The sequence below is a fragment of the Amycolatopsis marina genome, assembly GCF_900111885.1.
GTDB classification, from domain to species: Bacteria; Actinomycetota; Actinomycetes; order Mycobacteriales; family Pseudonocardiaceae; genus Amycolatopsis; species Amycolatopsis marina.
In genome coordinates this window covers 79,097-102,633 of sequence record NZ_FOKG01000004.1, presented here as the reverse complement: position 1 = coordinate 102,633, position 23,537 = coordinate 79,097, and the positions used below count along the sequence as shown (strand labels likewise).

Sequence of the window (23,537 nt, the reverse complement as noted above, 5' to 3'; positions counted from 1 at the left end):
TGTGTCAGGTCACATCCCCCACAGGACGCTGGAGAATTCGATGGCCACCGTGAGCGAGGCGACCTACGAGCTGTTGCGGGTGCACGGCCTGACCACGATTTTCGGCAATCCTGGCTCCAACGAGCTGCCTTTCCTGGCTGGGATGCCGGAGGATTTCCGGTACGTCCTCGGCCTGCACGAGGGCGCGGTCCTGGCGATGGCCGACGGATATGCGCAAGCCCGCGGCGGGCCGGCATTCGTGAATCTGCATGCCGCCGCGGGCAGCGGGAACGCGATGGGCGCGTTGACGAACTCGGTCTACTCACACACGCCACTGGTGATCACCGCGGGACAACAGGTCCGTTCCACCATCGGCCAGGAGGTGATGCTCGCCAACGTTGACGCGGCGTCGCTGCCCAAGCCGTTGGTCAAGTGGAGTTGTGAGCCTGCCTGCGCGGAGGACGTGCCGAGGTCGATCAGTCAGGCGATCCACACCGCGAACCTGCCGGCCAAGGGTCCGGTGTACGTCTCCGTGCCGTACGACGACTGGGCACAGGAGGCTCCAGCGGAGGCACAGCATTTGCTGGGCCGCAGCACCGCGGCCGCGGCCTCGCTGAGCGCCGCGCAGCTCGACGACCTGGCCGGCGCACTCGACAGCGCCCGGTCGCCAGTACTGGTGCTGGGCCCAGAAGTGGATGCCGAGGCCGCGAACGACGACGCGGTGCGGCTCGCGGAGGCGCTGGCCGCACCGGTGTGGATCGCGCCGTCACCATCGCGCTGTCCTTTCCCGACTCGGCACCGCAGCTTCCGCGGCGTGCTGCCTGCCGCGGTGCGGGGAGTCAGCGACTCACTGTCCGGGCACGACCTCATCCTGGTCGTCGGTGCACCCGTGTTCCGATACCACCAGTTCGTGCCCGGTCAGTACCTGCCCGCCGACGCCCGCCTCATCCACCTCACCGGCGATGCGGGCGAGGCGGCCCGTGCTCCGATGGGCGAGGCACTGGTGGGCGGAGTTCGTGATGCCCTGTCCCGCCTCGCCGGTGCGGTGACACCTGGCCTGCGGACCGCGCTCCCACCACTTCCCGCTTTCCCGCCCGCACGCACCTCGGCTGACCGAGTGCATCCCGAGGAACTGTTCGAACTCGTGCGCGGCACCGCTCCGGACGACGCGATGTACGTCAAGGAGTCGACCTCGACGACCGCTGCGTTCTGGTCGCTGATGGACCTGTCCCGCCCGTGCAGTTACCTCTTTCCCGCGTCCGGCGGTCTCGGTTTCGGACTGCCCGCGGCCGTGGGCGCCCAGCTCGCCAGACCCGAACGCCAGGTCGTCGCACTCATCGGCGACGGCTCGGCGAACTACGGCATCACCGCCTTGTGGACCGCCGCGCAGTACGAGATCCCGGTGATCATCGTGATCCTCAAGAACGGCACGTACGGCGCGTTGCGTTGGTTTTCGGGAGTGCTCGGTGCGGGCGAGACGCCGGGAATGGATGTGCCAGGGATCGACTTCGTGGCACTCGCGACTGGCTACGGCGTCACGGCGACGGCGGTGCGCACCGGCGACGAGTTCGTCCGCGCCTTCAAAACGGCTCTCGGCAGCGGCGCGCCGGCTGTCATCGAGGTCGAGACCGAACTCACCGAACCCTGAACCGGGAGGAACCCCATGCCCCACACGACAGTGACGTCGGTGGTTTCCGATGCGCGGCTGACCCGTTTCCACGTCGGCGTCATCGCCATGTGCGCGGCGCTGATGATCGTCGACGGCTACGACATGGTGTCCTACGGCACGGTTGTCGTTCGGCTGATGGACGAATGGCAGATGGATCCGGTGACCGCGGGGGTGTTGGGGTCGCTGGCGCTGGTCGGCATGCTGGTCGGCGGCATGTTCATCGCGCCGCTCGCGGACAGATACGGCAGGCGTCCGCTGATGCTGTCCTGTGTGACCGTGGCAAGCGTGGCGTCGTTCTCGTGCGCGTTCACGACCGGCCCGCAGCAGCTGGGGGTGCTGCGGTTCGTCGTGGGTGCCGCGCTCGGCGCGCTCGTGCCCAATTTTCTCGCGCTGACGGCTGAGTTCGCGCCCCGTGCCTCGAAGGCACTGCTGGTCACATTCGTGTCGTCGTTCTACTCCGTCGGCGGGATCGGTGCGGCTGTCTTCGCGATCAACATCGAACCGGTGTGGGGGTGGCGCGGTGTGTTCTATGTCGCCGGTCTGCCGCTGCTGCTGGTGCCGGTGCTGGTCAGGTTCCTGCCCGAGTCACCGGAGTTCCTCGCGCTGAACGGCCAGCAGGGGAAGTTGATCGCGGTGCTGAGCAAGGTGGATCCGCGACGGGATCTCTCGGACGTGGTGGCCACCGCGCGTCCCGAGATCCGCAGGGCGCGGGTGAAGCAGTTGGTGTCCAACGGCAATGCGCTGAACAGCGTGCTGATCTGGACGTTCTTCGCGATGTGCATGCTGCTCAGTTACGGCCTGAACACGTGGTTGCCGAAGCTGATGCAGACCGCAGGTTACGCCCTGAGTTCGGCGCTCTGGACGTTGGTGATGCTGAACATCGGCGGCATGGTCGGTGCGGTCTTCGGCGGCTGGCTGGCCGACAGATGGACCTATCGCGGCACGCTCGTGCTGTATTTCGCGATGGCGGCGGTGTCGCTGGTGGGGCTCTCGTTCAACCCGACCACGGTCCTGCTCAACACCTTGCTGTTCGTCGCGGGCGCGGCCACCATCGGTGCACTCGCCATCGTCCATGCGTTCGCCGTGGAGTTCTACCCGACGGAGGTCAGGTCCACCGGCGTTGGCTGGGCGGCAGGCATCGGCCGGATCGGGGCGATCGGCGGTCCCACGCTCGGCGGTGCGCTGCTGGCGCTGCAGCTGCCGTTTCAGCAGAACTTCATCGCCGTCGCCGTTCCCGGTGTCATCGGCGCCGTGGCGGTGGCGATCGTCGCGAAGCGCAGGTTCAGAACCGCTCGGCCTGATGCGGTCACGACGTCACCCGTGCCGGCCTGAGCTCCCTGATGAATGAAAGGTCGATTCCATGACACTCCTCGACATCGCTACCTGGGAGAAGAAGGTGTTCCTCGGTGGCTGGGCAAGCGCGAACGGTTCGGTCGCCGAGGTGCTGGAGCCTGCCACCGGCACCGTTCTCGGGCATGTCGGAACCGCGAGTCCGGCGGACATCGACGCGGCCTGTGCCCGTGCGGCGACCGCCCAGCGGGCCTGGGAGGACAGGTCCTTTGAGGATCGTGCCGCGATATTGCGCCGTGCGGGACAGCTGTTCGAGGAACACGCGGAGGAGATCGGCACCTGGATCGTCCGCGAGGCCGGCTCCGTTCGTGCCAAGGCGGAAATCGAGACGCGTATGGCCGCGCAGGAGTGCTACGCCGCCGCTGCACTGGCCGCGCACCCCAGTGGTGAGGTGCTGCCGTCGGCGGACGGCAGGCTGAGCCTCAGCCGTCGCGTTGCCGCTGGAGTGGTCGGTGTCATCGCACCCTTCAACTTCCCACTGGTCCTCTCGATCCGCGCGGTGGCGCCCGCGCTCGCGCTGGGCAATTCGGTGGTGCTCAAGCCGGACACCCGCACCGCTGTGTGTGGCGGTGTCGCGCTCGCCGCGGTGTTCGCCGAGGCGGGCGTGCCGGAGGATGTGCTCCACGTGCTGCCGGGGGCGGCCGACGCCGGTGCCGCACTGGTCGAGAACCGGTACACGCGGGTGATCGCCTTCACCGGCTCGACCGCGGCGGGTCGCAAGGTCGGGGTGGCCGCGGCTAGCCGACTCAAGCGTGCGCACCTCGAACTGGGCGGCAACAGTGCGGTGATCGTGCTTCCGGACGCGGACGTCGAAGCAGCGGCGGCGGCAGGGGCGTGGGGTTCCTACCTCCACCAAGGGCAGATCTGTATGGCGGCGGGCAGGCACCTGGTGCATGAGTCCATCGCCGACGATTACGTGCGGGTACTGGCCGAGAAGGCGCGGGCGCTCGCGGTCGGTGATCCGTTCACCCAGCAGGTCGCGCTCGGCCCGATCATCGACACCGGCCAGCGCGACACCGTGCACCGCCTGGTGACCGCGAGCGTCGAGGAGGGAGCCACCCTCGTGGAGGGCGGTACCTACGAGGGGCTGTACTACCGGCCCACCGTGCTCGACAACGTGCGCCGCGACACCGCCGCGTACTGCCAGGAGGTGTTCGGGCCGGTGGCGCCGGTGCTGCGCTACGGCTCGGTGGAGGAGGCCATCGATCTGGCGTGCGATTCCGAGTACGGACTGTCGCTGAGTGTGCTGAGCGCCGACGCGATGGCCGCTTGGGACGTGGCCAGGCGGATACCGAGCGGGCTGGTGCACATCAATGATCAGACCGTGGGCGACAGTGCGCACGTCCCGTTCGGCGGCGTCGGGGCCTCCGGCAACGGTGGTCGTGTCGGCGGCGCTGTCGCGAACCTCGAGGCATTCACCGAGACGCAGTGGGCCACGATCCAAGGGCCGATCCAGCGCTACCCCTTCTGAGGGCGAAAGCCGCCATGTGCCCGGGAAGTCGTTTCACCGGAGTGGGCTCGGTGTGCTGGGATGAGGCGTGGACTTCTCCGTGCTCATGGCCTTCGTGGTCGTCGCCGTCGTCATCAGCGTCGTACCCGGCCCAGACATGATGTTCATCGTCGCGAACGGCCTCGCCAAGGGCCGCAGGGCCGGGGTGGTGGCCGCGCTGGGCATGTCCACGGGACTGGCCGTGCACACGGTGGCCGCGGCGCTCGGGCTGGGTACGTTGTTGCAGGCGGCTCCGGCCGTGCTCGACGTGGTACGTATCGCCGGAGCGGTGTTTCTCGTCTACCTGGCGGTGAGCACCCTGCGGTCGTCGGCGGAGGCACAGGAGCGGTCCGCGGATCCGCACGCGGGGGAGCGGTCGTTGCGGCGGACCTACCTGATGGCGGTGCTCACCAACCTGGCCAACCCCAAGGTGGTCCTCTTCTTCCTGGCGTTCTTCCCGCAGTTCCTGGTGACCGAGGGCGGATTGCCCGCGTGGGCGCAGTTCCTGGTGCTCGGCGCGGTGTTCATCGCCGTCGGCCTCGCGGTGGACGGCACGGTGGGGCTGACCACCGGCGCACTGGCGGCGCTGCTGCTCCGGCGTCCTTCCGTGCGACGCTGGCTGGATCGCGTTTCCGCGGCGATATTCGGCGCGCTCGCCGTGCGGCTCGTCGCGGATCAGACCTGAGTGGACGGTTTACCGCCTGCCGGGGACGGTCCGCGGGTCGACGCCGCAGAGGCGTAGCACGCTGCCGGCCAGTTCGGCGGTGGCGTCCGGGAGTGTCATCCGTCCCGCCGCCACCTCGTTGCCCGCGGCATGGCCGAGTGCGACGATCGCGGTCGCGAGCCATGCGGCCGACACCTCGCGGCTGAACTCGCCGGACTCCTGACCTCTGGCGAGTACTCGGCCGAGATGGTCGAACACCGCTGCGTGCCGGTTGCCGTCGGCTTCGCTGCCGACCGTGCTGGTGGCGAGAGTGAGCAGCAGTGGGTAGGGTTGCAGTGTCCGCCAGCTCGCGTCGAGCAGGCGGAGCAGGGCGTCGGCGGCTGGGCCCTCGTCCAGGTTCGCGTCGGCCATTTCCGCCACCGCCGTGGCGGCGACGTCGTCGATCACGGCGTGCACGAGCATCTCGCGAGTCTTGAAGTGGGCGTAGACGGTTTGCCTGCTGACCCCTGCCGCCGTGGCGATGTCCTCGACGCTCGCGTTCGGTTGCGTGGCGAAGGCCTCCGTGGCCGCTCGCAGAATCGCGGCGGCACTGCGGTCGGCATCGGTTCGTCTGCGTCTGCGACGCGGCGGCGTTAGCTCGGACATCTTGTCAAGATTAGCAAGTCCAGGAGTTCGAACGCCTCGTCATCCTCGATGGGAGCACACTCCGGTGGCTGAGCAGGCCCGCCTCACGGGGGCAGATGGCGCAACTGCGTGGCCTTGCGGGCGGTGAGATCGGCGTGGCCGGACAGGTGCTCCGGCACACCCACCTCCCACCATGCGCCCGCCTCGGTCCAGGCCGCCGGATGGGTACGGATCACGACGACAGCGGGCCGCCGCCGCTCCAGCGCAGCCTCCCGCGCCTTGCGATAGGCAGTGGCGAGGTCCTCGGTCGACTCGGCGGAGAACACCACGCAGCCCAGTGCGCGTGCGTGCGCGGCGAAGTCGGCGCGCGGCGGGTCCGGGTGTTCGCTGCGGCAGTCGGCGTACAGGTTGTTGAAGGGACGGCCGCCCTGCGCCTCCTGCAGTCGGGCGATCACCGCGTACCCGTCGTTGTCGCACACCACCGCCACGAAAGGATGGCCGGCGAACGCCGCGGAGAACAACTCGGAGTTGAGCATCAGGTACGAACCGTCGCCGACGAGGGTGGTCACCACGGCATCGGGCAGGGCCATCGCCGCGCCCCAGGCTCCGGCCAGCTCGTAGCCCATACAGGAGAATCCGTACTCGACATCCATAGTGGACACTCCGGTGGCCCGCCAGCCGCCGATCAGCTCTCCTGGCAGCCCGCCGGACGCTGTCATCACGTAGTCTCCGGGCCCGGAATGATCGTTGACCACCCCCACGACCTGTGCGTACGTGGGCAGGTCACCAGTTGCCGCACGCAGTACGTCGATGTGCGTGTCCCACCGGGTTCGCTCGACGGCCGCGCGCGCCGACCAGTCCTCTTCGGTGCGCCACTGCGCCAGCAGCCCGGTCAGCTCCGCAAGACTCGCGTCGGCGTCACCGACCACGGCGATCGCGCCGTGCTTCACGGCGTCGAACCGGGCGGTGTTGAGTGCCACCAGCCGGACGCCGGGGGAGAACACCGTCCAGGACGCGGTGGTGAAGTCCTGTAGCCGGGTGCCCACCGCCAGCACGACATCGGCCTCGGCGGCCAGCGTGTTCGCCGAGGCCGACCCGGTGATGCCCAGCGGTCCCGCGTGCAGCGGATGTTCGTGCGGCACCAGGGTGCGGCCCGCCGTGGTCTCGGTGACCGGAACTCCGTGCTGCTCGGCGAACCGCAGTGCCCGGCCCGCAGCGCCCGAGTAGCGGACCCCGCCGCCCAGCACCAGCAGTGGCCGTCGCGCTGTCCGGAGTACGTCCGCCGCATCGGCCAGTGAACGCTGGTCCGGTCGCGGTCGTGGTACCCGGTGCAGCCGTGGCGCGAACAGCGCATCCGGGAAGTCGAACGTCTCGGCCTGCACGTCCTGCGGCAGTGCCAGGGTGACCGGGCCACAGTCGGCGGGGTCGGTGAGCACCCTGGCCACCTGTGGCAACGTCGCGATCAGCTGTTCGGGCCGAAGAATCCGGTCGAAGTAGCGGCTCACCGACCGGAACGCGTCGTTCACCGTCGCCGTCGGGTCACCGAAATGCTCCACCTGCTGCAGCACCGGATCCGGTGCGCGGCCCGCGAAGGTGTCACCGGGCAACAGCAGCACCGGCAGGCGGTTGGCGTGCGCCACGCCCGCCGCCGTGACCATGTTCAGCGCACCGGGTCCGATGGAGGAGGTCACCACGGCCACCTGACGGCGTTGCGTGGCCCGCGCGTACCCCACCGCGGCCAGCGCCATCCCCTGTTCGCTGTGCCCGCGCCAAACCGGCAGCTCCTGCCGGTGTTCCGCCAGCGCGCTGCCGAGGCCGAGCACGTTGCCGTGCCCGAAGATCGCGAAAACCCCGGGAAAAAGCGGCACAAGGGTGCCGTCCAGCAGCTCCGAACGCTGCGCCAGCATCCAGCGCACCAGCGCCTGCGCCGTGGTGAGTCTCATCGGGCCACCCCTTCCGTGCTCGTCACCGGGCACCGTTGGTCCGGTTCCTGCTGCCGCCAGGTGTCGCGGACCCAGCTGTGCGCCGGGTCGTCGCAGAACGCCATCGAGCGCTCCTCGGCCGGCCCGGCCAGCACGTTCAGGTAGTACATCGGGTAGCCCGGCGCCGCGACACACGGCCCGTGATAGCCCCTGGGGATCAGGAAAACGTCGCCGTCGCGGACGGCCACGTTCTCGTCCAGCTCACCATCGGCCGTATAGGTCCGGTGCAACCCGAAACCACCCGCGCCGGAGATCCGGAAGTAGTAAACCTCCTCGTTGACCACCTCGCATTCGCTCGCCTCGTCGTGCTTGTGCGGGGGATAGGACGACCAGTTGCCGTCCGGGGTGATCAGTTCGCAGGCGTTCAGCTTGTCCGCGTGGTCCCACACCCCGGGGACACCGAAGTTCGTCACCTGCCGAGTGGCCCTTCCCGCGCCGCGCACCTCGACCGGGACTCCCTCCGCGGGGCCGTAGCGGGGCGCGAGCCTGCGGGTGCAGCGAGCCATCGGCAGAGCCACCTCGGCGCCGTCCGCGGCGAACAACTCGACCACCGCATCCCGCGGCACGTAGCCGAAGTCGGTGACCCTGCTGAACACCGAGTCCCGGCCTCGCAGCACGAACCGGTGTCCGTCGACGCTGACCGTGCAGCCCCCGGACAGCGGCAGGACGAAGGCCTCGAACTCGCCGGTCTCGATGGTCCGCGGAACACCGGGAGCCAGCCGTAGCACCCGCAGCCCGGTGTAGCGCCAGCCCGCCTGCTCCGGCGTCAGCAGCACCGGGTCGTCCGTGTCCCGCAGTGTCCCTGATGGATGGTGGAGTTCACTCATCAGCCGCCTCCAGTACTTTCGCCGCCGCGTCCACCGCGGCACCCACATCACCATCGGGCGGATAGAGCAAGGCGCGGCCCACCACGAGGCCCCTTACCCCGGGGTGCCGCAGCGCCCTGCCCCAGGACCTGAGATCAGCAGCCGCATCGGCCGAGGGCACCCCGCCGAGCACGACCATCGGCAGTGTCGTCGCGTTCAACGCCACATCGTCCTCGGGCGCGGGCAGCTTGAGCCATGTGTGCGCCGAGGTCTCGCCGAGTCCGGACGCGACGGTGACCGCCCTGGCCAGTCCGGCGGCATCGCGACGCAGTCGCAGCGCCCCGCCGGGCTGTGCCTCGTAGGGGAGGGGTTCGACCATCGCCAGCAATCCGCGCGCGGCGAGCTCGGACACCGCCAGCGCGCACGAATGCAGGGTCGGCACCGTCCCTGGGTCGGAGTCCACCAGCCGCAGCAGCATCTTTCCGCCGTCCAGCCCGCGCTCGGCGATCGCCCGCGCGGTGTAGCCGGTGAACCGGTCGTCGATCTCCCAGTCGGCGCCGGCCAGCCCGCCCCGGTTCATCGAGCCGATCACCACCTTGTCGTGCAGCGCGTCCAGCAGCAGCAACTCCTCGACGATGTCGGGGGTGCCGAGCAGGCCGTCGACCGCGGGATGCGCGAGCGCGACGAGCAGCCGCTCCAGTAGCGAGCGCCGATCGGCCATCGCCAACGGGTCGTCACCGACGCCGAGCGCACCGCGCGCCGGATGGTCGGCCGCGACGAGGAACAGCGTGCCGTTGCCGGACAGCAGGGAAGGACGCCTGCGCCGGGCGGCGTAGGCGCGGGCTACCGCGGACGGGTCGGTCGCACGTGTTCGCAGCAGTTCCCGCCAGCGTGCTTCGGAAATCATCGGCTCAGCAACTCCTCGATCTCCTGCCCTGTGGGCATGGCGTCGGCACAGGCGAGCCGGGAGGCGACCAGCGCACCCGCGGCGTTGGCGTAGTGGGCGATGCGAACCGGATCCCAGCCGGACAGCAGGCCGTGTACCAGCGCACCGCCGAATCCATCGCCCGCGCCAAGTCCACACACGACCGGCACGGGTCGCGGCGCCACCCTCCACGAACCATCCGGAGTGGACACCAGCACGCCGTCTCCGCCCATCTTGATGATGGCCAACCGCACCCCGCGTTCGAGCATCCGGCGCGCCGCCTCGTCCGGATCCGCGCTGCCCACGGCGACCTCGGCCTCGGTGCGGTTGCCCACGGCCACCGTCACATGGTCGAGCAGCGCCCCGATCTCCCGGCGAGCGGTGGCCCGGTCGGGCCAGAACATGGGGCGGTAGTCCAGGTCCAGTACGGTCTCCGCACGGCGCGCGCGGTGCTCCAGAATCTTGCGCTGGGTGCTACGCGCGGGTTCGGTGCACACCCCGGTGCCGGTGACCCAGAGCAGCGGTACCTGGCGCACCACTTCCCATGGCACGTCATCCTCGCCGAGTGTGAGGTCGGGTGCGATCGGGGAACGGTAGAACAGCAGTGGTGGGTCCTCCGGCGGGTCCAGTGCGCAGAACACGACCGGGGTGTGCAGGTGTTCGGCGGTGCCGACGTGATCGGCGCGGACGCCGAACTCCCGCAGCGCGGAGCGCACGTAGTCGCCGAAGCCGTCCTGACCCACCTTGGTCAGCACGGCGCTGCGCCTGCCGAGTCGCGCGGCCGCCACCGCGACGTTGGTCGCCGTTCCGCCCAGCGACTTGGCGAACGAGCGCACCTCGGCCAGCGGAACGCCGCTCTGCTCGGGGTAGAGGTCCACCCCGACCCTGCCTATCGTCAGCGCCTCCAGTGTCATCCCGCCTCCATGGAACGCAGCTCGTGCTCCAGCGCCGCCAGCTCCGCGCCACCGGCCATCTGCCGCGTCAGCTCGGCGAGGTCGATCGCCGACTTCTCGTAGCTGCCCAGCGGTGCACCGCGCTTGAGCAGCAGGAACCGGTCGCCCACCGGGTAGGCGTGGTGCGGGTTGTGCGTGATCAGCACGACGCCGAGGCCGCGGTCGCGGGCCTGCGCCACATACCGCAGCACCACGCCCGCCTGTTTGACCCCCAGTGCCGCGGTGGGCTCGTCGAGGATGAGCACCTTGGCGCCGAAGTGCACCGCCCTGGCGATCGCGACGCACTGCCGCTCGCCCCCGGAGAGCGTGCCCACCGTCTGCTCGACGTCGCGCAGGTCGATGCCCATATCCGCCAGTGCCTGCTTGGTGGTCGCCTTGCCCTTGCGGCGGTCGAGCAGCCGGAACGGACCGACCCTCCTGGTGGGTTCCGAGCCGAGGAAGAAGTTGCGCCAGACACTCATCAGCGGCACGACCGCCAGATCCTGGTAGACGGTCGCGATGCCGCGGTCGAGCGCATCCCGCGGCGAGGCGAACCGAACCGGCTCGCCTTCCACCCGGAACTCACCCGCGTCGTGCTGGTGCACTCCGGCGAGAATCTTGATCAGCGTCGACTTGCCCGCCCCGTTGTCACCGAGCACGCAGGTGACCTCGCCTGGGCGGACCACTGTGGACACGTCACGCAGCGCGATGACGCTGCCATACGTCTTGCCGATCCCGCTGACCTCGATCAGTGGCTCGCTCATCGTCGTATCCTCTCCGCTCTGCGCCGGAACGTGTTGTTCACCAGCACCGCGGCCAGCAGCATCACGCCGAGGAAGAGCATGAACCAGTCGCTGTCCCAGCGGGCGAACACGATGCCCTGCCGGGCCATGCCGAAGATCAGCGCACCGATCGCGGCGCCGATAGCCGAGCCGAATCCGCCGGTGAGCAGGCAGCCGCCGACCACGGCGGCGACGATGAACTGCAGTTCCAGCCCGATGCCCTGGTTGGCCTGCACACTGGCGAAGCGCAGCACGTTGATCGAACCGACCAGCCAGGCAGCCAGCGCGGTGGTCATGAACAGCATGATCTTGGTACGTACCAGCGGAACCCCGACCGCACGGGCACTCAGCGGCGCGCCGCCGACGGCGAAGATCCAGTTGCCGAACCGGGTACGCACCAGGATCAGCGCGGCGAGAGCAGCGAAGCCGATCCACCACAGAATCGAGATCTGGAACGACGTGCCTGCGAAGTCCACTGTGGAGGCGAAAACCAGTCCCGCGGTTTCGTAGCCTTCGGTCGCCCGCATGCCGGACACCTGCACGGTGCCGGTCACGAGTCGGGTGACGCCCAGGTTGAGTCCTTGCAGGGCGAGGAACGTGCCGAGGGTAACGATGAAGCTGTGCAGGCCGGTGCGCATCACCAGCCAGCCGTTGAACGCACCCACGCCGAGCGCGAACACCAGCGACGCCAGCAGTGCGAGCCAGACGTTCCAGCCTGCCTGTGTGGCCAGTGTCGCGGTTACCAGAGCGGTGGAGGCCGTCATCACGCCCGCGGAAAGGTCGAACTCGCCGCCGATCATCAGCATGGCCACGCCAACGGCCATGATGCCCAGCGTGGACGAGTCGTCCAGCCAGGTCGCCACCCCGCTCGGGCTGAGGAACTGGTCGGTGACCACGGAGAAGAACACGAACACCACCACGGCGCCGAGCAACGCGCCGATCTCCGGCCGGACGATGAGCCGGTCCAGCAACCGCGGGGTGGCCATGCGCTCGTCGACGGGCGGCGGCGCGGTCACCGTCATCGGGTACCCCGCTCCACGAACTGTCCGATCCGGTCGACGTCGTCCTTCTCGACCAGGTCGGGGCCGGTCAGTACGGGCTTACCGCCACCGACGACGTTCGCGTTGTCCCGGTACAGCTTGAGCAGGGAGACCGGCAGGTAGCCCTGCAGGTACTGTTGCTGGTCCACGGCGAACAGCACGTCTCCCGACTTTATCGCGGCCACCACGTCGGAGTTCAGGTCGAACGTCGCGACCTCCGCCGCCGACCCGGCGGCCTGGATCGCGGTCACCGCGCGGGCAGCCACCTGGGAGTTCAGCGCGAGGACGGCGTCGATCGCCGGATCGGTCTGTACCGCACCCCTGATCCGCGACTCCACGTCGGCCGGGTTGTTGATGTCGACCTGCAGGGTCTGCACGTCGCTCCCGAAGCCCTCGCGGGCGCCGTCACAGCGCTGGTTCTGGCCGATGTTGCCCGCCTCGTGGATCACGCAGAGCAGCTTGGACTTACCCAGTTCCTTGAATTTGCTCCCCGCGTTCTCACCTGCGATGGTCTCGTTCTGCCCGACGTGGGTGAGCGCGCCGAACTCGGCGCTCTGCTCGTCGCCGGAGTTGATGGTGATCACCGGGATCCCCGCGTTCACCGCGTTCTGGATGGAGGTGCGTAGCGCCGTCGGATTGGCCATCGAGACCACCAGGCCGCCGACATCCTGGGCAACGGCATTGTCGATCAGTTTGGCCTGGTTGCCGGGGTCACCGTCGGAGTTGTACTCGACCTGTACGCCGAGGTCCCTGCCGGCGGCCTCGGCGCCGTTCTTCACCACGTTCCAGAACGCGTCACCCGCGGTGCCGTGCGAGATCACCGCCACGCGCAGGGCGCCGTCCGCGGGTTGGTTCTGCGCTGCTTCCTCACCTTTCTGTTCGCCGCCGGGCCCGCTGCACGCGGCGAGCAACAGCCCGCCCGCGGCCAGTGCCAGCAATCGGGTCAGCCGGGGGAACCGAGTGGGACGGCTGGATCGGGACAGGACAGATTTCGTTGACGCCATTGTCACTCCTGTTTCGACGGGAACCTCAGAGTCGGTCGAGTATCCGGGCAAGTCGTGCCAGGCTTCGTGCTGTGTCGCGCTGTGGCCGGTCGAGTGGGCCGTCCTCGGCGAGAGCCGTGTCCTGCTCCAGCACATACCACCCGTCGTAACCAGCCTCGTGCACGAACCTGACCATGGCTTCGATGTCGACGTCACCGTCACCGAGCGGGGCGTACAGGCCTTCGGCAACCGCGGCCTGATAGCCGATCTCACCGCTGCGCACCCGGTCGGCGAGGTCGGCTCGCACGTCCTTCAGATGCAGGTGAGCCACCCTGTCGGGATGGCGTTTGGCCAGGTCCACCGGGTCGGTGCCGCCGATCATCAGATGACCGGTGTCCAGGCACAGCGACAGATCCGAGTCGGCGAGGAAACGCTCCACCTCGACGAGGGTCTCGACATGCGTGCCGATGTGCGGATGCAGCACCGTGCGCAGGCCGTGCCGTGCGGCCTTGTCTGCCACCTCTCCCGCGGCCCTGACGAGCGTCTGCCACTGCTGCTCGGTCAGCGCGGGCCGATCGTCATAACCGGCCAGGCCGGTCGCGGCGGCCAGCACGAGGACGTCGGCGCCACACGCGGCGAACAACGCGGCCGAGTCGGCCGCGGCGCGCACGGCGTCCTCGGGTCGTTCGTGCAGTGGCACGGCGAGAAAGCCACCGACCAGGCTCAGCCGATGGGTCTCCAGCAGCGCCCGCAGTTCGGCCGGGTCCCGGGGCAGGTAGCCGGGCGGTCCGAGTTCGGTGGCCCGAACGCCGAGTTCGGACATCTGGCGGAGTACCGTTGGCGCGTCGAGCACCCGGCCCCAGCCGGGCACTTCGCACACACCCCAGGAGATCGGGGCGGCGGCGATGCGGATGTCGGACGTCGTGGACGTTGTCATCAGAGGCCTCTCCCGCGAGCCGAGCGTTGGAGCGCTCTATTGATTAGAGCGCTCCAAGGATGTAGCCTGCGTCACAGCAGTGTCAAGGGAGGATTTCCGGCGGGGAGGCATGGTGGTCCGACCGACCATGGAGGATGTGGCCGCGCGGGCAGGAGTGTCCCGTGCGCTGGTGTCGCTGGTCATGCGTGGTTCACCCAAGGTGAGTGATCAGCGCAGGGCCGCGGTGCTCGAGGCCGCCGCGGAACTGGGCTACCAGCCACATGTGCTGGCCAGTTCGCTGGCCAGCCGAACCTCCACCGTGCTCGGTGTGATGGTGTCGGACCTGCGCAACGCCTTCTTCGCCGAGGTGGTGGAAGGGCTCGACGCCGCGGCCAGCGCCGCCGGGTTCCATCTGGTGCTCAACACCGGTGGCAGGAGGCCGAGCCGGGAGCGGTCCGCGTTGCTGAGCCTGCTGTCGTTTCGTCCCGCGGGCGTCGTGCTCCTCTCCCCGGTGCTGCCCGCGGCGGCCATCGAGGAAGCCGCCCGGCAGTGTCCCGTGGTCCTGGTCTCCCGCACCTCGCGACTGCCGACCGTGGACACCGTGAACGACGACGCCGAGGCCGGCGCGACGTTGGCGATCGACCACCTTGTCGGCTTGGGCCACCGGCGAATCGCGCATTTCGACGGAGACGGGGCTGCCACGTCCGCGGCCCGCCGCAGGGGCTACCGAGCCGCGATGGCCCGTCACGGGCTCGAGCCGCTGGTCATCCGCAGCGAGCACACCGACACCGCGGGGGAGAAGGCCGTGCGCGAGCTGCTCGCCGCAGGGGTACCGCTGCCCACCGCGGTGTTCGCGGGCAACGACTTCAATGCTGTCGGCGCCATCTCCGCCTTCGAAGAGGCCGGACTGCGCGTCCCCGAGGACGTATCGGTGGTCGGTTACGACAACACCTCACTCGCCGCGCTCAAGCACGTGTCCCTGACCACGGTGGACCAACCGCGCACCGAAATGGGACGGCTGGCCGTCGAGGCACTGCTGGAGCGCGTTCGCGGCGTCCGCGCCGAACCGGTGCGGCACCTGCTGCACCCGTCGCTGGTGGTCAGGGCGACCACCGTGTCTCTGCGGTCGTAGAACCCCGCAGTCGTAGCGTTCCGCGGAAAACAACGCCTGCGGATCGCGTGACCCTAGGAGAACAAGAATGAGATTGGGACTCGCAGGCGCGGGCCGAATCGGTGCCATGCACGCGGAGATCCTGCGCGGCCTGGACGAGGTGGACGAACTCGTCATCGGCGACACGAACCCACAGCGGGCCAGGGAGGTCGCGGCCAAGCTCGGTGTCACGCAGATCGATGACATCGACTCGCTGCTGACGGCAGGGCTGGACGGCTTGGTCATCGCCGCCGCCACCGACGCGCACCCCATGCTGATCCTCAGAGCGGTCGAGGCCGGTATTCCGGTGTTCTGTGAGAAGCCGGTGGCCGGGAGCGTCGGGGAGACCGTGCGGGTACTGAGCAGGGTGGCCGAGTGCGGTGTGCCGGTGCACGTCGGCTTCCAGCGGCGCTTCGATCCCGGCTATGCGGCCGCGCGTGCCGCCGTGATCTCCGGCGAGCTCGGTTGGGTGCACACCCTGCGCGCCACCACGCTCGATCCCGCTCCGCCGCCCGCGGCCTACATTCCCACCTCCGGCGGTCTGTTCCGGGACTGCAGTGTGCACGACTTCGACATCGTTCGCTGGGTGAGCGGGCAGGAGGTGGCCGAGGTCTACGCGGTGGGCACCAACCGTGGCGAGGACTTCATCCGCGCGGCGGGCGACGTCGACACGCTGGGGGCGGTGCTGACCATGGCCGACAACACCATCGCGCTTGTCTCGGCCACCAGGTACAACGCCGCGGGCTACGACGTGCGCCTGGAGATCATGGGGTCGCGGCGGAGTATCGCGGTCGGCCTGGACGAGCGGATGCCGCTGCGCTCGGCGGAGGCGGGGGTGGGCTGGCCTTCCGGGCCCGCCTACGCGACGTTCATCGAACGCTTCCAACCGGCCTACGTGGCGGAGTTGCGGGCTTTCGTCGATTCGGTGCGGGGTGCGCCCACGCAAGCGTGCACCGTGGCGGACGCGCTGGAGGCCGGCTATGTCGCCGAGGCGTGCGAGCTGTCCCGCCGCGAGCACCGTCCTGTGCCCCTGGCCGAGGTGCGGCAGTAGACCCGGGCGAGACAGCGGTGGGCGTTACCGACAGTCCGGCCTCCCCGAGCGTTGCTCGTCCTACACGCTGCGCAGAACCGAGACGACGTTGCCCAGCACAGTGGCCGTGTCTCCGTCGATGACGTCGTAGTCCGGGTTGCGCGGCTCGAGGTAGACGTGGCCGTTGCGGCGGCGGTACACCTTGACGGTGGCCTCGCCGTCGATCATCGCGGCCACGATCTGGCCCGAGTGGGCCTCGGACTGCTGGCGTACCACGACGATGTCGCCGTCACAGATCGCGGCGTCGATCATCGAGTCGCCGCGCACCCGCAGGCCGAAGACGGTGCCACGTCCGATGAGTCCGCGGGGCAATGTCAGCATGTCGTCGACATGCTCCTCGGCCGAGATGGGTGTGCCCGCGGCGATGTCACCGACCACGGGAACGGACACCGAGTCGGTGTCCTGCTCCGGCGTCGGCTGCCGCAGGAACGCGCGCACGTCGATCGGCCGCGACATCGTGGCACTCCGCCGGAGAAATCCCCTCTCCTCCAGACTGGCCAGATGCTTGGACACAGAGGACGAAGACCGCAGGCCGACCGCGTCGCCGATCTGCCGGGTGCTCGGGGGGTAGCCGTACCGGGTCACCCAATCCCGGATCGTGACCAGAATCCGCTGCTGACGTAGCGGCAGGATGGAGGTGTCCAGGTGCTCGAAGGCGTCGAGATCGTCGTAGGTGGCCACCCGCTGCATAGTAGAGGCACCGTGTCGGTGCCGCGCACGCACCGGTTGTTCGACGGACGCGTGGCACGGTCACCTCCAAAAAGGACCCCCAGCTCCGGTCACGCTCAACGAACCGACGCGAATCCGGTAAACCTGCCCTGGAATCGCTACCGGTCGAGCTGACCTCGGCGCAGGGAAGCGAGGTATTCGCGCAGGGCTCGGTTGCTTCGTTCGGCGCTCCAGATGTCCAGTACCCGGGGATCGTCTGCCTGCCGGGCGGCATCGATGCGTTCACGAGCTGGTCGACGGAGCTGGGTCTTGGCGAGGGCGTACACATCGGATGGGGCTCCGCAGAGCACATCCGCTCGTCGCAGTGCCGCCGTGCGCAGCCGGTCCGGCGGGACGGTCTCGTGCACAAGGCCGATCGAGACGGCCTCATCGGGAGTCAGCCTGCCGGGTTCCAGCACCATCGCATCCAGCGCAGGGCCGACGGCATGACGCATGATCTCCAGCGGCACCGTGGGGAACGGCACGCCCACAGCGAGCTCGGTCAGCCCGATGGAGCCACTCGACATCAGCCGGATGTCGCATGCGGCCGCCAGTACGCACCCGCCGGCGAGTGCGTGGCCGTTCACGGCGGCGACGACCGGCTTCGGATGCTCGAACAAGGACAGTGCGGCGAGGCTCAGGGCGGGCAGGAACTTCTCGACATACCGCGGGCCGCCGTCGACTATCCGCTTCAGGTCCACGCCTGCCGAAAAGGACCGGCCGCTGCCGGTGAGCACGACGGCGCGGGCGTCAGCGACGGCGGCCAGGGTCTCGGGAACGGCGGTGAGCAACTCCAGGTCCAGCGCGTTCACCGGACCATGCTGGAGAGTGAGGACGGCGATCCCGTCGTGCTCGGCTGTCTCGATCATCCGGATATCCTGCCCGTGCACTGCCAGGATGCCAACAGCTCGACCACGAGCAGGCCGCGGCCCGTGGTCGAGCGGCGTGGCCTGCCGTCAGTCCCGTGCCTGCCTGGGGCGGACGCCGAAACGTTGCCGGAACGAGTTGCTGAAGGCGCTGAGCGAGGAGAACCCCGACCTGCGTGCCACTTCGGTAACGGTCCAATGGTGGTAGGCCGGGTTCCGCAGCCGTTCGCGGGCCAGTTGCAGGCGCTCTTCCCTGATCAGTTCCCGAGGTGTGGTTCCGGCATGCTGCAGTGCTAGCTGCACCTGCCGCAGGGACCAGCCGAGCGCGTGCGCGACCGTCCGGCCGTTGAGATGGGCGTCCGCGGCATGCTCGCGCACGTAGAACCGGACGGCGGCTTCGAGTTCGGTGAGATGGGTGGGTGCGGTGAGCCGCACGTCTCCGATGATCAGCATGCACAGCAGTTCGACGAGGCGGTCGGCCACGGCATCGAACTGCCGGAGCGTGAGGGTTTCCGACTCCTGGAAAAGGCCGAGTGCCAGTCCGGCCACCACGCGCCCCAGGCCGGTGCTCAGATCGAACCGACCCGCCACCGGTGCGGACCTGTGCAGCCGGTGATCGACTTCTCGGCGCGGGATGGTCATGACATATGCGTGCGTCCCGCCATACTGGGTGAATTCGAACGGCTCACTCATGGTCATCAGTCCCGCGGTGCCGGGAGGCAGCCTGGACCCGAGGTCGTATTGCCGTAGCGCGATCTGCCCTGCCACGGGCAGGACGAGCCGGTAGTCCTCATCGGTGTTCCGCCGGATCTGCGCGATCGTGCGGCGATATCTGGCCTCGTCCGCCGTCCATTCCACGAGCTGATAGCTGTCCGTGCGGCGACACGCCACCTCACCGTGGAAATCCCGGCGGTGGTCGAACTCGGCGGTCATGGGGCAGTGGAACGAGTTGATCAACTCGCTCCAGTAGTCGGCTCGCTCCGGTGGCCGTACCGCTTTGGTTGTCGACGTCTCGACGACAATCGCGCCGTCGTTCACGGCAATCAGCTCCCATCGCAGTCGCCGGTCCGCTGCCGCTTCTCGCCGAGATGTTACCCCGCCCGTCGCTGCGCGCGGCGTCTAGCACGTGGGGTCGTGTGCCTGGAAGAGGCTGGTGAGCAAGGCGTGGAACTGCTGTTGTTCGGCGCGGCTGATCGGCTGGAGGAACTCGGCTTCCGCGGTGGCGAGTTGTTCGATGGCGTCCTCGGCTATGGCTCGGCCGTGGCTGGTGAGCGTGACGATGTACTTCCGCCGGTCGCTGCCGCGCTCGCGGCACGCGAGCCCGAGGTCCTCCAGTTTGTCGACAACGGCGACCATCGTGGTTCGATCCAGGCCGGCGAGTTGACACAGCTCCCGCTGCGACAGCGGTTGCGCGTAGGCGAAGCTCAGCACTCTGAGGTCACGTCCCGTGAGGTTCCACTGGCCCAGTAATGACTCGATCCGCTGGTGGATGACGTCTGCCAGTCGCAGCATCAGGTAACCGGTCGACGAGGTGACCAGGTGCGTCGGGTGCGTGGTGCTCATGCTGACCAATCTACAACTTTGCCAAACAAGGCGATAATCAACTACGCTGATCATCAGTTGAACTGACAGATTGGTGGATGGACATGATCCGCACGCCCCGTGGGGAGCAGTTGCTGCGAACCTTGCTGCTGGTGACAGGGGTTGTCACCGCGACTCCCGCACTCGCCCTGGTCAATGCCTACGCGTTGGAGTGGACGTACGGTGTCACGGATCCTGATTCGATGACGCTGGCCTTGCTGCAACACCGTGGCATGCTGCAACTTCTACTGGGCGCGGCGTTGGTATGGGCGGCGTTCTTCCGGCCCGGCCGGCTGGCCGCCGCCGCGGCAGCGGTGGTCGGCAAGGCCACGTTCTTGTTGCTGATCCTGTCGGACCCGTCGATTCGTTCCGATCTCGCGCTCTTCAGTACGGCTTTCGACCTGTTCTGCATCGTCACACTGTCGGTGGTGGCCGTTCGCGAACTGCGGGCTCTGCGGGCTCGCCGCATTCCGCTCGTTCCGCAGAGCATCGGGTGAGGGGAACGTGAACAGGTTGCTCATTGCCGGTCGCGTCGCCGCGGTGGCCGTCAGCGTCCCAACATTCCTTTACCTCTTCCCCAACGATCGGTTCCGCAGCGACAACCTGTTTCTCGTGCCGGATCTCGTCCTCTGTGTGGTGCTCATCGTCGGCGCCTTCCTGCCGGCGAGACAGGCGGTCCCGGTGCTCGGCTTCGGGTTCGCTTTCGCCGGCGGGGTGATCGGCACCGCGGTGTCGTCCTATGTCGCCCGTGGTTCCTTCAACATCTTCACGGCGTTGATTGCCCTCGTCTGCCTTGTGATGGGAGTACTTCTTGTCTGGCATGGGCGTGAGGAACGTTCGGGTTTGTCCGTACCTGCCCCGTGATCGGGACAGTGTGCTCTGCTGCGGCTTGTTCGGGCGCCCTACGTCCGTTGGTGATGTTCGAGCAGTTGGGTGAGCAGCCAGGTCAGGGTTTGCCGGTCCTCGGCGGAAAGTGGACCGAGTAGATCCTCCTGAACCTTGTCCAGCGCTCGGTCCATGCGTCGCAGTTGCCGGTCACCCTTCTTGGTGAGGGTGACCATGTTGCGCCTTCGGTCATCCGGGTCCGGTGTCCGTTCGACGAAGCCCTGCTCGGCCAGTTCGTTGATCGCCGCCACGACGTCGCTGCGATCCATGTTGCACCGGCGGCCGAGGTCGGCCTGGCTGGCCACCCCGAACTCGTCCAGCGCGGCCAGGATCCGGTAGTGGTAGCCGCGCGCGCCCACCTCGCTGAAGCTGTCGGACGCCAACCGATGGGCATACACAGCTACCTGGTTGAGCAGCCAACTCGGTTTCGCGGTCAGACGTGCGGGTGTCTCTGCCACGGCAGCCACCATACCTCGTTGGCCCGGCCAATGAACTTGTGCGGCGGGACGTCGACCGGCCGACGAGGGCGGACCAGGTCCGCCTGGACGGCCAGGAACCCGTCCGCACCATCTATTCTAGTGCTAGAATAACCTGTGACTTCCGGATTGACCGATGGCGAGTTGACGGTGCTCGGGTTGCTCGTCGAACAGCCCCGGCACGGCTACGACCTGGAGCGGGTCATCGAGGAGCGAGGGGTGCGCACCTGGACGGCCCTCGGCTTCTCCTCCATCTACTACGTGCTCGACAAGCTGGCCAGGCGCGGCCTGATCGAGGCGGCCGGTGCCGCGTCGTCCGGAAAGTCGCGTGTCACCTTCCGTGCCACCGTCTTGGGGCGGGAACAGTGTGCTGCCGCCACGCGGGACGCGCTGGCCGCGCTGACACCGGTGCGCGCGCGAGTGCTGATCGCGATGGCCAACAGTCCCGGCTTGCCGGATGCGGACGTGGTGACCGGGCTGACCCGCCGTCTGGACGCGCTGCGGCAACAGCTCGTGGACGTCCAGGCGACTCGTTCCGGGCAGGAACCATTACCTGCCGCCGCCTCCGCGATCTTCGACTACAGCGAGACCATGCTCAGGGCTGATGTCACCTGGACCGAATCCACACTGGACGCACTGGCAAGGGAGACCGCAGTGGAAAAGTACGACATCAAGAAGGCCCACAAGAAGCTCTACTCTCCGCCCTCGCGAGATTTCACCGTCGTCGACGTGCCCGAGTTCCGGTACATCGCGGCCGACGGGCGAGGTGATCCGAACACCTCGCCCGCGTATGCGAACGCGGTCGAAGCTCTGTACGGGGTGGCATACACGCTGAAGTTCGCCAGCAAGAACACCCTCGGCCGGGACTTCGTGGTCGGCCCGTTGGAGGGACTGTGGCGGGCAGACGATCCGGCCGTGTTCCGCGCGCGCCGCAAGGAGGAATGGGAGTGGACCATGTTGATCAGTCAGCCGGACTGGGTCACCGAAGACATGGTCCAGGCCGCGATCGACAACGTCTCGAAGAAGAAGGCCAATCCCGCACTCGACGATGTCAGGCTGCGCACCCTGGTCGAAGGGACCTGCGTCCAGATTCTGCACATCGGCTCATACGACGACGAAACTCCCACCCTCGAACGCCTGCACGACCACTATTTGCCCGAGAACGGTCTCACCTTCAACGGCGATCATCACGAGATCTACCTCAGCGACCCGCGCCGAACCCCGCCGGCCAAGCTCAAAACGATCTTGCGGCAGCCGATCAGGGCGCGGTAGCGAGCTGGAGACCTGCGGCGCTGTCGCTCAGCGTCTTCGTTTCGTGACGGGAGGTCACGGCCAAAACCGACAACTGTGAACTGTTGACACTTGTTCGGCAGTGACGTCTCATGGATTGGCAGCAAGAACGTTGAAGCCAACCCGAGGGGCATGCATGAGCCGGCCGACCGTAGGAGTCGTGGGACTGGGCACGATGGGTGCGCAGGTCCTGTGGCAGCTGGCCCTTCGTGGCGTGCGGGCCACCGGCTTCGAGACCTACGCCCCAGGCCACGCTCGTGGTGCGGCCGGCGGTGAGACCAGGCTTTTCCGGAACTTCGAACTCGACGATCTCGGGTATGCGCCGGTGGTCCGGCGGGCCGACGAGCTTTGGGAGATCCTGCAGCGCGAGTCCGGGCGACCGCTGCGTACCAAGACCGGTGTCCTCGTCATGGGTTCGCCGGGCCACCGTCAGATGCGGACCGCGCTGCGGTCCGCCGAGATGTCCGGCCTGCCCTATGTCGTCTACGACGAGGACGAGCTCGCTCGTCGCCACCCGGAGTTCGATGTGGACCCTGGTGACATCGGCCTCTGGGATCCACGCGGGGGAGCGATTCGCCCGGAGCTGACCGTCGCGGCCGCTGCCGACATGGCGCGGCGCCGCGGCGCGACAGTGCACACAGATGCACGGGTGCAGGGAATCGAGTCTCGGCGGGGACGCGTCGTGGTGGTCACCGAGTCAGGGGAGCAAGTCTTCGACCGGGTCGTTGTGGCGGCAGGTGGCTGGACACCCGGTCTCATTCCCGCGCTGGCGCCAACGCTGATGGTAAGGCGGCTGACGTCGGCCTGGTACTTCGGCCGAAAACCGGACTACCTCGACAGTATCGTGCCGTTCATCCGGACCGTGCCCACGTACTGCTACGGCCTTCCGGTTCCTGATCGGACCGCGATGAAGGTGGGCCTCGGGTTCGAGAACCACCTTGCCGTTGACGACCCGGACACGGTCCCACGGGTCCTCCGTCCCGAGGAACTCGCACCGTTCACCGCCATGGTCGAGCGCTACCTCCCCGGCCTGCAGCGGCATCCGATGCGCACCGAGACCTACATAGAGACCTACACCGAGGACCGCCACGAGTGGATCGGTGAACTCCGTGAGTTGCCGGGCGTCATCGCGCTGGCCGGCTTCTCCGGACACGGCTTCAAGATGTGTCCCGCGATCGGCGAGATCGGTGCCGAACTCGCGATTGACGGCGCGACGACGCTCGACATCGGCTTCCTTCGAGGCGGAACGCCACCAACACAGGACGCGGTTGCGCGCGGCGCGGCGTCCGCGTATCCGGTCAAGCCCACCACTCCTGGCAGGTGACTCAGATGACCTCAGCAAACTGGCCA

Annotated in this window: 24 protein-coding genes; 10 read left to right on the top strand and 14 right to left on the bottom strand. The window is 68.2% G+C overall.

The genetic code is table 11. The annotated features are described in order from the left end of the window. Nucleotides 1-40 precede the first annotated feature (40 nt). From mdlC to BM199_RS08355, 4 genes are all read left to right on the top strand, one after another. A complete protein-coding gene (gene mdlC, locus BM199_RS08370; protein WP_091671770.1) occupies nucleotides 41-1,627 on the top strand; it encodes a benzoylformate decarboxylase in 1,587 nt (528 codons plus the stop codon). 15 nt (nucleotides 1,628-1,642) lie between these two features. Then, complete coding sequence (locus BM199_RS08365) at nucleotides 1,643-2,980, top strand: MFS transporter (protein ID WP_091671768.1); 1,338 nt, start codon at nucleotides 1,643-1,645, stop codon at nucleotides 2,978-2,980. Nucleotides 2,981-3,008: 28 nt separating this feature from the next. Further along, a complete protein-coding gene (locus tag BM199_RS08360; RefSeq protein ID WP_091671766.1) occupies nucleotides 3,009-4,469 on the top strand; it encodes an aldehyde dehydrogenase family protein in 1,461 nt (486 codons plus the stop codon). 67 nt (nucleotides 4,470-4,536) lie between these two features. After that, nucleotides 4,537-5,172: a LysE family translocator gene (locus tag BM199_RS08355; protein ID WP_091671764.1), complete on the top strand. Its 636-nt coding sequence runs from the start codon at nucleotides 4,537-4,539 to the stop codon at nucleotides 5,170-5,172. A gap of 9 nt (nucleotides 5,173-5,181) precedes the next feature. On the opposite strand, the gene BM199_RS08350 is transcribed toward BM199_RS08355, so the two are convergent. The 9 genes from BM199_RS08350 to BM199_RS08310 all read right to left on the bottom strand — a co-directional run bounded on the left by BM199_RS08350 (nucleotide 5,182) and on the right by BM199_RS08310 (nucleotide 14,162). Continuing rightward, on the bottom strand, nucleotides 5,182-5,796 hold the full coding sequence (locus BM199_RS08350; RefSeq protein WP_091671762.1) for a TetR/AcrR family transcriptional regulator: 615 nt from the start codon (nucleotides 5,794-5,796) through the stop codon (nucleotides 5,182-5,184). Nucleotides 5,797-5,879: 83 nt separating this feature from the next. Continuing rightward, entirely contained in the window at nucleotides 5,880-7,718 is a 1,839-nt protein-coding gene (gene iolD, locus BM199_RS08345; RefSeq protein ID WP_091672090.1) for a 3D-(3,5/4)-trihydroxycyclohexane-1,2-dione acylhydrolase (decyclizing), read from the bottom strand. Next, on the bottom strand, nucleotides 7,715-8,584 hold the full coding sequence (iolB, locus tag BM199_RS08340) for a 5-deoxy-glucuronate isomerase (RefSeq protein ID WP_091671761.1): 870 nt from the start codon (nucleotides 8,582-8,584) through the stop codon (nucleotides 7,715-7,717). The genes iolD and iolB overlap by 4 nt, the downstream gene beginning before the upstream one ends. Beyond that, the gene (locus BM199_RS08335) at nucleotides 8,577-9,470 is read right to left on the bottom strand and encodes a Cgl0159 family (beta/alpha)8-fold protein (protein WP_091671759.1); all 894 of its coding nucleotides are present in this window, start codon (nucleotides 9,468-9,470) and stop codon (nucleotides 8,577-8,579) included. The genes iolB and BM199_RS08335 overlap by 8 nt, the downstream gene beginning before the upstream one ends. Continuing rightward, a complete protein-coding gene (iolC, locus tag BM199_RS08330; protein WP_091671758.1) occupies nucleotides 9,467-10,402 on the bottom strand; it encodes a 5-dehydro-2-deoxygluconokinase in 936 nt (311 codons plus the stop codon). The genes BM199_RS08335 and iolC overlap by 4 nt, the downstream gene beginning before the upstream one ends. Further along, nucleotides 10,399-11,184, bottom strand: a complete 786-nt coding sequence (locus BM199_RS08325; RefSeq protein ID WP_091671756.1) for an ATP-binding cassette domain-containing protein — start codon at nucleotides 11,182-11,184, stop codon at nucleotides 10,399-10,401. Before BM199_RS08325 ends, iolC begins: the two co-directional genes overlap by 4 nt. Then, on the bottom strand, nucleotides 11,181-12,224 hold the full coding sequence (locus tag BM199_RS08320; RefSeq protein WP_091671754.1) for an ABC transporter permease: 1,044 nt from the start codon (nucleotides 12,222-12,224) through the stop codon (nucleotides 11,181-11,183). Before BM199_RS08320 ends, BM199_RS08325 begins: the two co-directional genes overlap by 4 nt. Then, complete coding sequence (locus BM199_RS08315) at nucleotides 12,221-13,246, bottom strand: sugar ABC transporter substrate-binding protein (RefSeq protein ID WP_091671752.1); 1,026 nt, start codon at nucleotides 13,244-13,246, stop codon at nucleotides 12,221-12,223. The genes BM199_RS08320 and BM199_RS08315 overlap by 4 nt, the downstream gene beginning before the upstream one ends. Nucleotides 13,247-13,271: 25 nt before the next feature. Then, complete coding sequence (locus BM199_RS08310) at nucleotides 13,272-14,162, bottom strand: sugar phosphate isomerase/epimerase family protein (RefSeq protein ID WP_091671751.1); 891 nt, start codon at nucleotides 14,160-14,162, stop codon at nucleotides 13,272-13,274. Between the two features lie 112 nt (nucleotides 14,163-14,274). Between BM199_RS08310 and BM199_RS08305 the strand changes: the two genes are divergently transcribed. Next, complete coding sequence (locus BM199_RS08305) at nucleotides 14,275-15,273, top strand: LacI family DNA-binding transcriptional regulator (protein WP_091672089.1); 999 nt, start codon at nucleotides 14,275-14,277, stop codon at nucleotides 15,271-15,273. 67 nt (nucleotides 15,274-15,340) lie between these two features. Continuing rightward, nucleotides 15,341-16,342, top strand: coding sequence for a Gfo/Idh/MocA family protein (locus BM199_RS08300; RefSeq protein WP_091671749.1), 1,002 nt, complete (start codon nucleotides 15,341-15,343; stop codon nucleotides 16,340-16,342). Between the two features lie 60 nt (nucleotides 16,343-16,402). On the opposite strand, the gene lexA is transcribed toward BM199_RS08300, so the two are convergent. From lexA to BM199_RS08280, 4 genes are all read right to left on the bottom strand, one after another. Then, nucleotides 16,403-17,062 (bottom strand): transcriptional repressor LexA, encoded by a 660-nt coding sequence (gene lexA / locus BM199_RS08295; RefSeq protein ID WP_091672087.1) that lies wholly within the window; start codon nucleotides 17,060-17,062, stop codon nucleotides 16,403-16,405. Between the two features lie 146 nt (nucleotides 17,063-17,208). Next, nucleotides 17,209-17,958, bottom strand: a complete 750-nt coding sequence (locus BM199_RS08290) for an enoyl-CoA hydratase/isomerase family protein (RefSeq protein WP_091671748.1) — start codon at nucleotides 17,956-17,958, stop codon at nucleotides 17,209-17,211. A gap of 87 nt (nucleotides 17,959-18,045) precedes the next feature. After that, entirely contained in the window at nucleotides 18,046-18,993 is a 948-nt protein-coding gene (locus BM199_RS08285; RefSeq protein WP_091671746.1) for an AraC family transcriptional regulator, read from the bottom strand. A gap of 81 nt (nucleotides 18,994-19,074) precedes the next feature. Further along, nucleotides 19,075-19,518, bottom strand: coding sequence for a MarR family winged helix-turn-helix transcriptional regulator (locus tag BM199_RS08280; protein ID WP_177242526.1), 444 nt, complete (start codon nucleotides 19,516-19,518; stop codon nucleotides 19,075-19,077). An 83-nt stretch (nucleotides 19,519-19,601) separates the two neighbouring features. On the opposite strand from BM199_RS08280, the gene BM199_RS08275 reads away from it, so the two are divergent. Together BM199_RS08275 and BM199_RS08270 are read left to right on the top strand one after the other, a co-directional pair. Beyond that, complete coding sequence (locus BM199_RS08275) at nucleotides 19,602-20,033, top strand: hypothetical protein (protein WP_091672085.1); 432 nt, start codon at nucleotides 19,602-19,604, stop codon at nucleotides 20,031-20,033. A 7-nt stretch (nucleotides 20,034-20,040) separates the two neighbouring features. Beyond that, nucleotides 20,041-20,400: a hypothetical protein gene (locus BM199_RS08270; protein ID WP_091671743.1), complete on the top strand. Its 360-nt coding sequence runs from the start codon at nucleotides 20,041-20,043 to the stop codon at nucleotides 20,398-20,400. Between the two features lie 38 nt (nucleotides 20,401-20,438). On the opposite strand, the gene BM199_RS08265 is transcribed toward BM199_RS08270, so the two are convergent. Beyond that, entirely contained in the window at nucleotides 20,439-20,879 is a 441-nt protein-coding gene (locus BM199_RS08265) for a MarR family winged helix-turn-helix transcriptional regulator (protein WP_091672083.1), read from the bottom strand. A 135-nt stretch (nucleotides 20,880-21,014) separates the two neighbouring features. Between BM199_RS08265 and BM199_RS08260 the strand changes: the two genes are divergently transcribed. Together BM199_RS08260 and solA are read left to right on the top strand one after the other, a co-directional pair. Further along, the gene (locus BM199_RS08260; protein WP_091671742.1) at nucleotides 21,015-22,169 is read left to right on the top strand and encodes a GyrI-like domain-containing protein; all 1,155 of its coding nucleotides are present in this window, start codon (nucleotides 21,015-21,017) and stop codon (nucleotides 22,167-22,169) included. Nucleotides 22,170-22,323: 154 nt separating this feature from the next. Continuing rightward, nucleotides 22,324-23,511: an N-methyl-L-tryptophan oxidase gene (gene solA / locus BM199_RS08255; RefSeq protein ID WP_091671740.1), complete on the top strand. Its 1,188-nt coding sequence runs from the start codon at nucleotides 22,324-22,326 to the stop codon at nucleotides 23,509-23,511. Nucleotides 23,512-23,537 lie beyond the last annotated feature (26 nt).

Excerpts from the sequence above, each read along its gene's own strand:
- BM199_RS08280 (WP_177242526.1), bottom strand. The coding sequence starts at position 19,518 with ATGAGCACCACGCACCCGACGCACCTGGTCACCTCGTCGACCGGTTAC.
- iolB (WP_091671761.1), bottom strand. The coding sequence starts at position 8,584 with ATGAGTGAACTCCACCATCCATCAGGGACACTGCGGGACACGGACGAC.
- BM199_RS08275 (WP_091672085.1), top strand. The coding sequence starts at position 19,602 with ATGATCCGCACGCCCCGTGGGGAGCAGTTGCTGCGAACCTTGCTGCTG.
- BM199_RS08300 (WP_091671749.1), top strand. The coding sequence starts at position 15,341 with ATGAGATTGGGACTCGCAGGCGCGGGCCGAATCGGTGCCATGCACGCG.
- BM199_RS08290 (WP_091671748.1), bottom strand. The coding sequence starts at position 17,958 with ATGATCGAGACAGCCGAGCACGACGGGATCGCCGTCCTCACTCTCCAG.
- BM199_RS08325 (WP_091671756.1), bottom strand. The coding sequence starts at position 11,184 with ATGAGCGAGCCACTGATCGAGGTCAGCGGGATCGGCAAGACGTATGGC.
- BM199_RS08335 (WP_091671759.1), bottom strand. The coding sequence starts at position 9,470 with ATGATTTCCGAAGCACGCTGGCGGGAACTGCTGCGAACACGTGCGACC.
- mdlC (WP_091671770.1), top strand. The coding sequence starts at position 41 with ATGGCCACCGTGAGCGAGGCGACCTACGAGCTGTTGCGGGTGCACGGC.
- solA (WP_091671740.1), top strand. The coding sequence starts at position 22,324 with ATGAGCCGGCCGACCGTAGGAGTCGTGGGACTGGGCACGATGGGTGCG.
- BM199_RS08310 (WP_091671751.1), bottom strand. The coding sequence starts at position 14,162 with ATGACAACGTCCACGACGTCCGACATCCGCATCGCCGCCGCCCCGATC.
- BM199_RS08350 (WP_091671762.1), bottom strand. The coding sequence starts at position 5,796 with ATGTCCGAGCTAACGCCGCCGCGTCGCAGACGCAGACGAACCGATGCC.
- BM199_RS08360 (WP_091671766.1), top strand. The coding sequence starts at position 3,009 with ATGACACTCCTCGACATCGCTACCTGGGAGAAGAAGGTGTTCCTCGGT.
- BM199_RS08365 (WP_091671768.1), top strand. The coding sequence starts at position 1,643 with ATGCCCCACACGACAGTGACGTCGGTGGTTTCCGATGCGCGGCTGACC.
- iolC (WP_091671758.1), bottom strand. The coding sequence starts at position 10,402 with ATGACACTGGAGGCGCTGACGATAGGCAGGGTCGGGGTGGACCTCTAC.
- BM199_RS08320 (WP_091671754.1), bottom strand. The coding sequence starts at position 12,224 with ATGACGGTGACCGCGCCGCCGCCCGTCGACGAGCGCATGGCCACCCCG.
- BM199_RS08315 (WP_091671752.1), bottom strand. The coding sequence starts at position 13,246 with ATGGCGTCAACGAAATCTGTCCTGTCCCGATCCAGCCGTCCCACTCGG.
- iolD (WP_091672090.1), bottom strand. The coding sequence starts at position 7,718 with ATGAGACTCACCACGGCGCAGGCGCTGGTGCGCTGGATGCTGGCGCAG.